This window comes from Ralstonia sp. SA306 (genome assembly GCF_054792405.1).
Map to the genome: position 1 here is coordinate 571,262 of NZ_CP096451.1, position 12,059 is coordinate 583,320.

General features: G+C 65.7%; 13 protein-coding genes. 6 read left to right on the forward strand and 7 right to left on the reverse strand.

Annotated elements, in window-relative coordinates:
* Nucleotides 1-46: 46 nt before the first annotated feature.
* The gene (locus M1D44_RS02740) at nt 47-637 is read left to right on the forward strand and encodes a hypothetical protein (RefSeq protein WP_112183856.1); all 591 of its coding nucleotides are present in this window, start codon (nt 47-49) and stop codon (nt 635-637) included.
* A 16-nt stretch (nt 638-653) separates the two neighbouring features.
* On the opposite strand, the gene dapA is transcribed toward M1D44_RS02740, so the two are convergent.
* The 4 genes from dapA to M1D44_RS02760 form a co-directional block, all read right to left on the reverse strand.
* Entirely contained in the window at nt 654-1,538 is an 885-nt protein-coding gene (gene dapA, locus M1D44_RS02745) for a 4-hydroxy-tetrahydrodipicolinate synthase (protein ID WP_316853086.1), read from the reverse strand.
* Between the two features lie 8 nt (nt 1,539-1,546).
* Nucleotides 1,547-1,894, reverse strand: a complete 348-nt coding sequence (locus M1D44_RS02750) for a hypothetical protein (protein WP_112184307.1) — start codon at nt 1,892-1,894, stop codon at nt 1,547-1,549.
* A gap of 127 nt (nt 1,895-2,021) precedes the next feature.
* Nucleotides 2,022-3,338, reverse strand: coding sequence for an MFS transporter (locus M1D44_RS02755; RefSeq protein ID WP_316853087.1), 1,317 nt, complete (start codon nt 3,336-3,338; stop codon nt 2,022-2,024).
* A 102-nt stretch (nt 3,339-3,440) separates the two neighbouring features.
* Nucleotides 3,441-5,072: a gamma-glutamyltransferase family protein gene (locus tag M1D44_RS02760; protein WP_316853088.1), complete on the reverse strand. Its 1,632-nt coding sequence runs from the start codon at nt 5,070-5,072 to the stop codon at nt 3,441-3,443.
* A 114-nt stretch (nt 5,073-5,186) separates the two neighbouring features.
* Between M1D44_RS02760 and M1D44_RS02765 the strand changes: the two genes are divergently transcribed.
* Nucleotides 5,187-6,071, forward strand: coding sequence for a LysR family transcriptional regulator (locus tag M1D44_RS02765; RefSeq protein WP_045202747.1), 885 nt, complete (start codon nt 5,187-5,189; stop codon nt 6,069-6,071).
* A 34-nt stretch (nt 6,072-6,105) separates the two neighbouring features.
* Nucleotides 6,106-6,516 (forward strand): DoxX family protein, encoded by a 411-nt coding sequence (locus M1D44_RS02770; protein ID WP_024974941.1) that lies wholly within the window; start codon nt 6,106-6,108, stop codon nt 6,514-6,516.
* A 9-nt stretch (nt 6,517-6,525) separates the two neighbouring features.
* Here M1D44_RS02770 and M1D44_RS02775 read toward each other — a convergent pair whose 3' ends face one another.
* Nucleotides 6,526-8,082, reverse strand: a complete 1,557-nt coding sequence (locus M1D44_RS02775; protein WP_439004496.1) for an MFS transporter — start codon at nt 8,080-8,082, stop codon at nt 6,526-6,528.
* A 73-nt stretch (nt 8,083-8,155) separates the two neighbouring features.
* Between M1D44_RS02775 and M1D44_RS02780 the strand changes: the two genes are divergently transcribed.
* From M1D44_RS02780 to M1D44_RS02790, 3 genes are all read left to right on the forward strand, one after another.
* On the forward strand, nt 8,156-9,064 hold the full coding sequence (locus tag M1D44_RS02780; protein ID WP_316684219.1) for a LysR family transcriptional regulator: 909 nt from the start codon (nt 8,156-8,158) through the stop codon (nt 9,062-9,064).
* 64 nt (nt 9,065-9,128) lie between these two features.
* Nucleotides 9,129-10,094, forward strand: a complete 966-nt coding sequence (locus tag M1D44_RS02785; RefSeq protein WP_112183864.1) for a LysR family transcriptional regulator — start codon at nt 9,129-9,131, stop codon at nt 10,092-10,094.
* 35 nt (nt 10,095-10,129) lie between these two features.
* Complete coding sequence (locus M1D44_RS02790) at nt 10,130-10,597, forward strand: MliC family protein (protein ID WP_316853090.1); 468 nt, start codon at nt 10,130-10,132, stop codon at nt 10,595-10,597.
* On the opposite strand, the gene M1D44_RS02795 is transcribed toward M1D44_RS02790, so the two are convergent.
* Together M1D44_RS02795 and M1D44_RS02800 are read right to left on the reverse strand one after the other, a co-directional pair.
* Nucleotides 10,594-11,559: an MBL fold metallo-hydrolase gene (locus M1D44_RS02795; RefSeq protein ID WP_024974946.1), complete on the reverse strand. Its 966-nt coding sequence runs from the start codon at nt 11,557-11,559 to the stop codon at nt 10,594-10,596. The genes M1D44_RS02790 and M1D44_RS02795 overlap by 4 nt on opposite strands.
* 38 nt (nt 11,560-11,597) lie before the next feature.
* Nucleotides 11,598-12,050, reverse strand: a complete 453-nt coding sequence (locus tag M1D44_RS02800; RefSeq protein ID WP_024974947.1) for a DUF192 domain-containing protein — start codon at nt 12,048-12,050, stop codon at nt 11,598-11,600.
* Nucleotides 12,051-12,059 lie beyond the last annotated feature (9 nt).

Sequence of the window (12,059 nt, forward strand, 5' to 3'; positions counted from 1 at the left end):
TTCGGCAGAAGACGACGCTGCCGATCCATGATCTCGAGTTCTCACCATGCGCTTGCCTGCTTCGATCACTGCTCAACCGCCAGACGCCACGGAGCCGTCGCATCTGGCTGCCACCCATGTTGACCCGACCGAGGTGTCGGATGTGGAGCAGGCCGCCGCAGAGCGCAAGCCGTGGTGGGAGCGCGTGTCGGGTGCCGTAGTCGGCGGCGCATTCAGCAGCGTTGCAGCCGCGTTGATTGCTGTGACGGGGGCGATTTACGTCGGGATGTACCACGCGCCCTGGGTGAAGAGCCTCGCCAGCCGCACGCCGACGGCCGCGCAGGCCGGCGATGCGATGAGCGTTGCCATGGCCGCCGGGCCTGCCAACGCAGCGACGCCGGCGCCGACCGCCGCATCTGCACCCACGGAAGCGGCTACGCAACCCGCATCGCCCGACCGCGTTGCGGCAGCGCGTGACCGGATGGAGCAACGCGTGTACTCGCAAGTGCCGCCGCCGCGCGCGCGCACGGTCGCCGAACGCGAGACGCTGGAAGACAACGACGCGCCGGCATCCGCCAACGCACGTCGTCATCATCGCGGTACGCGTTACATGCGCCATGGCGCGCCGTTCAACGCGGCCTGGTACAAGGGCGCCTGATCGGCCTTCTCGGTATCTAGGCCAGTCGCAGCAGGCAATCTGCTTCGACGTTTTCCAGTGTGTGCATCGCTGTCATCAGGCGCCGGTGCAGCGATTCTGACAGCGGCAGGATCGGCGCGCGCGTATCTGCGCCAATGCTTCCCTGCGCAGACAACAACGTCTTGACCGGCGCCGGGTTTGGCTCCGCAAACAGCAGCGCCGCCAACGGCGCGAGGGCGTCGGCCAACCGCCGGGCTTCGTCGATGCGACCCGCGCGATGGTGCGCAACCAGTGCCACGAATAGCTCAGGCCGCAGATGCGCGCCGGCCAGGATGCCTCCCGTGCCGCCATGTGCCAGGCATTCGAGCAGCGCGCTGTCATCCCCGCTCAGCACATCCAGCGGCCCGCCTTGCAACGCGCCGAAATGCTCGGCCACACATTCCTTGATGGCGACGATGTTGGGCTGCTCTGCCAGCACCAGCGCGGTCTGCGGCGCGATCGAGACGCCCGTGCGCTTGGGCACGTTGTAGAGCACCAGCGGGCGGGTCGTGCTGTCGGCGACTTGTGCGTAATGCCAGCGCAATCCCGCCTGCGACGGGCAGACGTAGTAAGGCGGCGGCACCAGGTAGCCCGCGCTGTTCCAACGCTCGTAGTGTCGGATTTGCGCGCAGACTTCGCGCGTGTCCGCCGCGCCCACGCCTATCAGGAAGGGCGTGCGATCGCCGCAAGCGTCGGCGATGGCTTCCAGCACGGTATAGCGCTCGATTTGCGAGAGCAGCGCGGCTTCGCCTGTCGTGCCGAGTGCAACGAAACCCGACACACCGGCGCTTTGGTAATGGCACACCAATCGGCGCAGCGCGGTGGTGTCGACGCGATCGCGATGAAACGGTGTGACCAGCGGAATCCAGATTCCCGAGAACATGGCGCGCCTCAGTGCAGCGACGCGATCGCGCGTTTGTGCGACATGCACAGCGGCGTAATTCTGCCCAGCATGGCACAGGGCAAGCCACGCAGCAGCGCGCTGATTACCGCATCCACATCTGCATGGGCCAGTTCCAAATCAACGGTGATTGCCTTGCGGCGAGCGTCATGCCGGACGATGTACAGCCCAAGCGTGTCGCCGAGCAGCGCGTGCAACTGCCGGCGAATCGCGTGCGGCGCATCGCCGGGCACCGTCACGCGCAGGCACACGTGTCGGCTTGCCGGCATGGCAACCGCGCGAGGCATCGCCGCCGGCGAGGGTGGCAGCAACTGCGGAACCAGCGAAGACAGGAGCATCGATCGCGCCATGATGGGGTGGCGACGGCCTGCGTCGCCATGTCGTTGAACATGACGACACCGTATCGATTCGCTCGTAAAAAGCGTGAAAAAGGGGCGTGACGCCGCGTAAAGAAAGCGTAAATGCTCAGCCAGCGTGCGCTTGCCTGCGACGACGCAGCGCGATGATCGTCAGCGAGATGCCGCTCACCGCAGCCGCGGTCAACACGTAGTAGCTCGGCGCCAGCGTATCGCCGGTGGTATGGATCAGCCACGTGACGATAAACGGCGCGAACCCGCCGAACAGCGTCACGCCCAGGCTGTAGCCGAGCGACAGGCCGGTCGAGCGCACGCGCGTGGGAAAGATCTCCGACATCAGCGCCGGCATCGGGCCCGAATATGCGGCCTTGAAGATGCCCGACGCGGCTTGCAGGGCCAGCAGCGCGCCGATGGTCGGATATACGCGCAACAGCGCAAACATCGGATAGATCAGCAGCATCATCAGCACCGACGTGGTGAGCATGATGCGGATGCGGCCAATGCGATCCGACAGCGCGCCCATCACCGGCGAGAGCAGGAACTGCAGCCCGCCATTGAGCACGACCACCGCGAACGACTGCGCCGCCGGCAGGTGCAACTGCTTGACGGCGTACGTGGGCATGTAGAGCTGCAGCACGTACACCGACACAGTCGATTGCGCCACCACGCCCACCGCAAGCAGCAAGTTGATCCACTGCGCTTTGAAGGAAGCTTGCGGGTCGACCGTCGTCTTCTTCTGCTCGGCAACGAACTCGGGCGTCTCGTCCAGATGGCGGCGGATGTAGAAACCCACTGGGCCGACCAGCAGACCAAAGATGAACGGCAGCCGCCAGCCCCAGCCCTCCAGGTCCGCTTGCGTAAGCGATGCCGTGAGCAGCGCCCCCAGCCCAGCCGCAAGAATGGTGGCAATGCCCTGGCTGGCGAATTGCCAGCTTGCGTAGTACCCGCGCCCGCGCGGGCTGTGCTCCACCATGAAGGCCGTCGCGCTGCCGAATTCCCCACCCACCGCAAAACCCTGCACCAGGCGTGCAAGCAGGATGGTGACGGGCGCCACGATGCCAATCTGCTGGTAGCTCGGCATCACGGCAATCACCAGCGTGCCGACAATCATCAGCAGGATCGACAGCGTGAGTGCCGCCTTGCGCCCCTTCTTGTCGGCATACATGCCGAGCACGATCGCGCCCACCGGCCGCGTGATGAACGACACGCCAAAGCTGCCCACCGCAAACAGCAGCGAGACCCATTCGTCATCGGCCGGAAAGAAGAGCTTGCCGATGATGGACGCGAAGAAGCCGTAGACGAGAAAGTCGTACCACTCCAGCGCATTGCCGATCGACGACGAAATGACGATGCGGCGCGCGTGCGCTGTACTCGTTGGTGCAGGACGAGCGGGTGCAGCAGAGCCTGCCGCAGAGGGGGCGGTCATGGTGAGGGTTCCTTTGGTGCCGGCCGGGATCGTTTTTATAGAGACTGCAGCGCGTTGCCCGCCCGGTCCGACAGGTCAGCGCGCTGGTGCGGCGGGCCTTCTTTAGAAGCCCACTGCGTGGCCGTCTCGGCGGCTGTCGCTGGCAGCCACGTAACCGTGGTCGGCGTCGTTCGACAGGCGCCAGATGAACTGGCCGGAGCCGAAATCCATGTACGGATCGGCCACCGATTCAAGCTTGTGCCCGCGCGCTTCCAGCGCAGCGACGGTCTTGGCGTTCATCGTCCCTTCCACGTCCAGCGTGAAATCACGGTTGACCTTCCAGCGCGGTGCATCGCATGCGGCCTGCGGCTGCTGCTTGTAATCGAGCATGCGCACAAGCGTCTGCAGGTGGCCCTGAGGCTGCATGTCGCCGCCCATCACGCCAAAGCTCATCTGCGGCTGGCCGTCCTTGGTCAGGAACGCCGGGATGATGGTGTGGAACGGCCGCTTGCCGCCTTCCACCACGTTGGCCGAGCGCGCATCCATCGAGAATCCGAAGCCGCGGTTCTGCAGGCTGATGCCCGTGCCTGGCACCACCACGCCCGAGCCGAAGCCCATGTAGTTGGACTGGATGAACGAGACCATCATGCCGTTCTCATCGGCGGCGGTCAGGTACACCGTGCCGCCGGCGCGCGGCATGCCGAAGGTTGGCATCTGCGCGCGGCCCATGTCGATGAGCTTGGCGCGTGCATCGAGGTACGCGTCGTCGAGCATCTGCTCGGGCGTGACTTCCATCGAGCGCGGATCGGCCACGTATTTGTACAGATCGGCAAACGCCAGCTTCATCGCTTCAATCTGCAGATGCTGCGAATCAGCCGAGTCGACGGGCAGGGCGCCGAGGTCGAAGCGGTCGAGAATGCCCAGCGCGATGAGCGCGGCGATGCCCTGGCCATTCGGCGGAATCTCGTGCAGGTCGTAGCCGCGATAGCGCTTGGTGATCGGCTTGACCCACTCGGGCCGGTAGTCGCGCAGGTCTTGTGCGGTCATGCCGCCGCCGCATTCGCGCGAGTACGCGGCAATACGTTCAGCGAGTTCGCCTTCGTAGAAATCGCGGCCGTTGGTCTGGCCGAGGCGGCGCAGCGTGGCAGCGGCATCGGGCAGCTTGAACTTCTCGCCCACTTCCGGCGCGCGGCCGTGCGGCATGAAGGCCTGCGCGTAGCCCGGCTGGCTGTGCAGCTCGGGAATGGCCGCTGCCCACTTGTGCGCAACGATGGGCGCGATGGTGTGGCCGCGCTCGGCAATCTCGGCGGCAGGTTCCAGCACATCGGCAAACGGCAGCTTGCCGAAGCGCTCGTGCAATGCGGCCCAGGCGGAGACTGCGCCCGGCACGGTTACCGCATCCCAGCCGCGCGTGGGGCGCTTGGGGTTGCCGTTGGCGTCTTCGCCGTACTTGTTGCGGAAGTAGTCGAGGTTCCAGGCTTGCGGCGCGGTGCCGGAGGCGTTCAGGCCGTGCAGCGCCTTGCCGTCCCACAAGATTGCGAATGCATCGCTGCCGAGGCCGCACGAGACGGGCTCGACCACGGTGAGCATGGCCGCCGCCGCGATGGCCGCATCCACGGCGCTACCGCCCGCGAGCAGCATGCGCAGTCCGGCTTGCGCGGCCAGTGGGTGGGACGTGGAGACAACGTTGCGCGCAAACAGCGGAATGCGAACGGTGGGATACGGGTTTTGCCAATCGAAGCGGTGGGAGGACATGGTGCTCAAGCGGGAATGTTTGACGAATGATTATTTGCGGTGCGCTGGATTTAATAAAGTTAAAATTCATTGGATGCAGCTTAAGAAAAACTTGAGAGTTTGCCGCGCCTTGCTGTGAGTACCGTTCGCTTCCTCCGCACCTTTGTTGCCGTGGCACGCCATGGCTCGTTTGCCGCCGCCGCCGAGCGCGTTGCGCTGACGCAGGCCGCGGTGAGCCTGCAGATGCGTGCGCTCGAAACCGAACTGCGCCGCGATCTGTTCGACCGGTCGGGGCGCACTGTCACGCTGAACGCCCATGGCCGAGCGCTGCTGCCCCAAGCCGAACACCTGCTGGGCCTGTACGACGCCATGCGCATCGGCGACGAACCGCAGACGGAGTTGTCCGGCGCCGTGGCGATTGGCGCGGTGGTCTCGGTGATGGGGTCGCTGGCACATGCGGTGGCGGGGCTCAAGCAGGTGCACAAGGGGCTGGACGTCAAGCTCATCACCGGCAAATCGGGTGAACTGGCGGAGCAGGTGGAAGCCGGCGAGCTGGATGGCGCGCTGGTGGTCGAACATCTGGAGCGCCTGCCTGCCAACCTTGCGTGGCATCCGCTCTATACCGAGCCGCTGGTGGTGGTGGCGGGCCGCCATACGCGCGGCCGCGCAGAGGAAGTTCTGCGCACCCATCCGTTTTTGCGTTTCGACCGCGCGGTGCGCACCGGCGCGCTCATCGACCGCGCCCTGCGCAAGACACACATGGCGGTCAACGAGTTCATCGAGGTCAATTCAATCGAGGCGATTGTCGAGCTGGTGCGTCAGCAGGTGGGGGTCACGCTGGTGCCGCGCCTTCGCCGCGCGAGCTGGGAGAGCGATCCGGCCCTGCGCGTGCTGCCCATGCCGCCGCAGACGCCCGTGCGCGCCGTCGGCATGATCGAGCGAAAAGAGCATGTGCGGCACGGTGTGATTCAGGCGGTACTCGATGCGCTCGAAACCACACTTGGCAATTCCAGCGCCTAGACTGGAGCCACCACAACTGGCTCCGGAGGCCGCGATGGACGCATTCATTCAACGCTGGCGCGACGAATTGATCCTGCTCGCCCGCATCCTGATGATGGTGCTGTTCGTGATGTCCGGTTGGGGCAAGCTGACAGGCTTTCAGGGCACTGTCGGCTACATGACGAGCACAGGTGCGCCCATGCCGACGGTCGCTGCTGCGGTTGCCGTCGTCATGGAGTTTGGCGTGGGCATCGCCTTGCTCATCGGCCTGTGGACGCGGCCGCTGGCCATTCTGATGGCGCTATTCGTGCTCGGCACGTCGTTCATCGCCCATTCCTACTGGGATATGCAAGGCGCCATGGAAGCTGCCAACAAGATCCAGTTCTACAAGAACCTGAGCATCATGGGCGGGCTGTTCCTGCTGGCCGCGACAGGGCCGGGGAGATACGCGGTGCAGAAGTCGTAGTGCGCGCGCTCAGCGCAACGACCGCTGCACCAACACCAGCACGGCAAACACGCCGCACGCCACCGCAAACCAGCTGAAGAGCTGCGTACCGGCCAGCAGCGTGGCTTGCCGATCAATCTCGGCGGACAGGCTCGCCAGGCGCTCCGGCGTGAGCGGGTTGGCGGATTGCAGGTCTGCCGTGAAGCGCGTGACATGCGCCACGATCAGCGAGCGCGATTCCGCCTGCTGCGTCTGCAGTGATACCGCGGCCAAGCCCGTACCCACCGCGGTCGCAAACTGGCGCGCGATGTTCTTCATCTGATAGCCGTGCGCGAAGTCTTCGCGGTCGAGATCGAGGTAGGTCATCATCGCGACCTGGATCATCACCGCGCCCGGCGTGATGCCTTCCAGGACCGACACAGGGAAGAACGCATAGTCCGGCGCGCCCGGCATCAGGCTTGTCGCCAGCAGCAGCGCCGCTGCCGCATACACGGCAAACCCGATGGCAATGAAGCGGCGCTTGCGGAAGAAGAATGGCAACCAAATCGTCATGACGACGGCCACCACCGTTGACACTGCCCCGCTGATCATCAGAAACAGCGTGGTTGTGCGGAACGTAAAGCCAAGGCCGCCCTGCGATACCGCCGGAAACAGGTACGACCAGTACCCGCTCATCAGGTAATAGATGCCGTAGAAACCGATGCCCCGCAGGTAGCGGCGACCGTTCAGGCGCGAGAGGTCGAGCCACGGGTCGGGGTGCGTGCGCAGGCGGTGGATGGCCAGCAGCAGCGAAGCCGCACCGCCCAGCAACAACAGCGGAATCAAGGGCGAGGCCGTCAGCCGGCTGTAGCGCAGTTCCGACAGGCCCATCAAAATCGACAGCGCGCCGATGGCCATGGCACCCACGCCAACCCAATCCCACTGGCTGTCTTCGGGCGGCGCTTCATCGGGGCGGCGCGCGGCGCGTGTGCGCGGCTGATGGTGCTCAGGCGGCAGGAAGAACACCGCCACCCATGCCACGCCGGCCAGCGCCAGTTCGATCCAGAAGATCACGCGCCATTCGCTGTACTCCAGCACCTCGGCGCAGATCCATGGCGCAAGGGTGGTCAGTCCGAACAGGCCGACGCTGAACATCAGCATCGGAGGAGTGCGCTCGTCGGGCTCGGCCGTGAGCTGCACCAGAATGCGCGACGCCGAAAACAGGCCGCCCGCGCCCAAGCCCTGGATGGTCCGCCCGATGACCAGTTCGCCGATACTGTTGGACTCGGCGCACACCACGCAGCCGATGGCGAACAGCACGATGCCCACCAGCGAATACATCCGGTAGCCCACGTGTGCGGCAATGCGGCCGATGGCAAGGTTGGCGACCACGGCCGCCACGGCATACGCTGTGACGGCGTACAGATACGCCTCGGGGCTCGCATGCACACCGCCCTGGATGTGCTGGCCCGCCACGGCGAACATCTGCGAAGAGACAAAATCGAGGCCTGTGGAGAGGCCCATCGCCAGCCCAAAAGCGTGGACGCGCGCCGAAGAAAAGTGGGGAAACGCCCGCAGAGACGCGGGTTTGAGGATTTGCAGCGACATGTGCCCGAGCATAAACTTGCCCGCCAGCCGGATAAACGGCCAACTCTAGGAACACTGTCCAGTCATGCGAACAATGGAGTGGAACGACTGGGAAACCTTCTGCCGCGTGGTGGAGGCCGGCAGCTTCACCGCCGCCGCCGAGGCGCTGGGCATCCCCAAATCGACGGCCAGCGCCGCCGTATCACGGCTGGAAGCCGCGCTGGGCGTGCGCCTCATGACGCGCACCACACGCCAGTTGCGGCTGACCGACGCGGGCTCGCAGTTCTACGACGACATCGCGCCGTTGTTCGAGCGCCTGCGCGAAGTGCACGCCGACACCACCGCAGCCAGCGAAACCGTGGCCGGCACGCTGCGCATCGCCGCGCCGTACGAAGTCGGTGCGCAGCACCTGACTGAACCCGTGTGCCGCACGCTTGAGAAGTATCCGCATCTGCAAATCCAGGTGCACATCTCGTGGGAGCAGCCCGACCTGCTGGCCAGCGGCTACGACATCGTCTTCGTGATGGTCGACCAGATGCTGCCGGATTCGTCGCTTGTGGCGCGCCGCGTGGTGCTGATCCCGCGCGGCCTGTATGCGTCGCCGACCTTGCTGGCGGAACGCCCGCCGCTCAAGACGCCCGTCGACCTTGCCGGCTGGCCGTGCCTGTCCGGTCCCGACGATGCAAGCTGGGCCTTCCGCCCCGTCGGCCAGCCCGCGGTTGAGCCAATCGAAGTTCCGATCCAGCCGCGCCTGCAGACCTTGAATGCCGAGATGCGCGCCCGCGCCGCCGTGCGTGGCCTGGGCGTGGCGCGAATGGCCCGCTCCGTGGGCGATACGGAAGTCGCGGCCGGGCGGCTCGTACGCGTGCTGCCCGATTTCGAGCTGACTGCGCTGCGCGTCTACGCGCTGATGCCCGCCCGCAAGCTGGTGCCGCGCAAGGTGCGCGTGTTTCTGGATGCGCTGGAAGCGGAGGGCGTTTCCGCCACACCGGCGCCCGCCTAGCCGAAGACCAGCGCTGGATGTCACAATCGGCGCTTCCCTATTCGGATTGTGAGGACCTGCGGCCATGCGTCTGCGCCAGATTGAAGTCTTCCGCGCCGTGATGCTGGTCGGGACCGTCAGCGAGGCCGCGCGCATGCTGAACGTGTCGCAACCCGTGGTGACGCGCGTGCTTCAGCACACCGAGCTGCAGCTCGGCTTCCGCCTGTTCGACCGCACCAAGGGGCGCCTGCAGCCCACCGCCGAGGCGTTCGAACTGTTCAGCGAAGTCGAGCGGCTGTATCAGGAGGTCGAGCGCGTGCGGCGCGTGTCGGCCAATCTGCGTCACAAGGGTGCGGGGCGCTTGCGAGTGGCCGCGACGCCCAGCCTGGCGCCCAGCATCCTCGCGCCCGCCGTGCGGCGTTTCTCGCAGCGCCATCCCGATACGCTGGTACGCGTGTTCACGCATCACACGGCTGAGATCGTGCAAGGCCTGCTCTCGCAGGACATCGACGTCGGGTTTGCCTTTGCACCGCCCGTGCATCCGGCCATCAGCACCACGCCGGTCGCGCAGGGCCGCATCCTGCTGGCCGTGCCGCGCGCCTGGGTGGGCGGCAAGACGGATGGCCGCGCGCTGCACAAGCTCGTTGCCGAAAAGCCTTTCATCGGACTGGAAGACCAGATCTCGCTCGGCTCGCTGGTCGGGCAGACGCTGGCGCGCGGCGGGCTGGCGCCGCAGTCGACGCTGGAAGTGCAGACGTATTCGTTGGCTCGTTCGCTGGTGGAGGAGTCGCTCGGCGTGACGATGCTCGACCAGTTCACCGCCGCCACCGGCAGCATGGAGCGCATCGCGCTGTTCGCGCTGGAGCCGGCGCAGACATTTGACGTGCGCGCCATGCGTGCCGAGCATCACGCGCCGTCATCGCTGGCCGATAGCCTCGTGCAGTGCTTTGCCGAGGCCGCGCGTTCGCTGTCAGAGGAGCTGCCACAGCGCGTGGAGCCGACTGCATTCGTGCTCAAGCCCACAGAACCTGACAGCGACGCGGCAGACTAACCGGCTTGCGCTGACCCTTTCCAGGAGACGGATCCATGCGTCGTTTTGCAACCGCAGTGATGTTTGGGCTGGCGCTTGGCGCTGGCGTATTCAGCGGTATCGCCACCGCGCAGCAGTCGCCGGTGCCGGGTATGTCGTCCGACGATCTGAACACCGCGCTCGACTTTGCCAAGGCCGGGCTCAACAAGGCGATCGATCAGGCGCGTGCGTATTCTGCGTTGCCGATCAAGGAGCCGCACGACGTGCGCTACACGTGCGAAGGCGGCAAGACGCTCCTCGTGAAATACATGACGGTGGGCGATACGCCGCTGGCCGCCATGACACTGAACGGCAAGACGCTCGTGTTTGCCAACGTGATGGCCGCTTCCGGTGCGCGCTACGCGTCGGGCCAGTATGTGTGGTGGACGAAGGGCCCCACCGGCTTCCTCGCCGACGAGACCCTGTCTGGCAGCCGTAATCAGCTCTACCGCGATTGCAGCGAAGCGACCAGCGGCCGTCCTTAAATTTCCTGCAGATCGTGCCCGACGATGATCTCGCCTTTGAAGTGCGGGCGCACAGCATCCAGCCAGACTGAATCTTCCAGGAACGGATAGCCGCCGGGCACGAAGTGCGACAGCACCAGCGTCTTCACCTTGGCCTCGGTGGCGATGCGGCCGACCTCTTCGGTGGAGGTGTGGCTCGCCAGCAGATGCTCGCGCAGCGTCTTGGCGTTGGGCTCGGTAGACAGCAGCTTGTCCAGCGACGGCAGGTGCATCACCTCATGGACGAGCACATCGGCACCGTACGCCAGCCGCACGAGGTTCTCACTCGGCGCCGTATCGCCGGAGATGACGATTGAGCGGTCTGCCGAATCGAAGCGAAACGCAAATGCCGGCGACACCGGCGGGTGCTTGACCAGCGTGCTCGTCACCTTCACGTTGGCGTCCTGCATGACCAGCCCGCCTTCGCTGATTTCGTGTGGATGGATCATCGGCGCCAGCGGTGGGCGGCCTTCGTCGGCAATGCGGGTGCGGATGTCGTAGTCGTACAGCTCAAGGAACTTGGTCGTCATCGCGGCCAGCGGGGGCGGGCCCCAGGCGTCGACAGGGCCCGTCAGATCGGTGGCCCATGCCAGCAGCATCAGCGTGCCGTAATCGGCGTTGTGATCGGAGTGCTGATGCGTGATGAAGACGTGGCGGATGTCCTTGAGCCTGAGGCCTGCCGTCACGTATTGGCGTGCGACACCGTTGCCGCAATCGACCACGTACGACACGCCGTTGATGACGATCACCTGCGCCGGCGCCGAGCGATTCTTCTTCGGCGTCGGCCCGCCTGCCGTGCCCAGCAGGATCAACCGCGTGCCCTTCTTCGGCGCATCGGCGGCCAGGGCGCTCAGCGGCAAACTTGCGGACGCTGCGCCCGCACCCACGGCTAGCGCGCCGGCCTGCCGCATCCAACGGCGACGGTTGTTGTCGAAAGCGTGCATGCGGCGGTCTCCACTCTGTTGTTGTCTGCGTGCGAGTTTCAGCGGGGCAGCCCGCCCACCTTCATGCCAGGCTTGACGCCCTTGCGTGCGAACCAGCCCTTGTTCATTTCCAGCGCGTAGCTGCCGGCCCGGGTGGGGCAGTGGTTGTCTTCGGTCTGCGGTTTCATCTCGGCAATGTCGGAGATGGTGCCGTCGTCGGTGATGAAGGCGATGGACAGCGGCAGGTCGGTGTTCTTCATCCAGAAGCAGTGGCCGGCGGATTCGTCAAACACGAACAGCATGCCGGCGGTGTCGGGCATGGTCTTGCGGAACATCAGGCCGGTCTCGCGCGTTTGCGGGGTGGCCGCCACCTCGGCTTTGACCTTGTACATGCCGATGGTCAGGTCGGCCACGGGCAGGCCGGTATTGGGGGCGGTGGGCGTCTGGGCGAGCGCACCGGTGGCGGCAACGGCCAGCGACAGGGCGGCAAAGAAGCGGGACAGGGTGGTCATGGCGCGAAC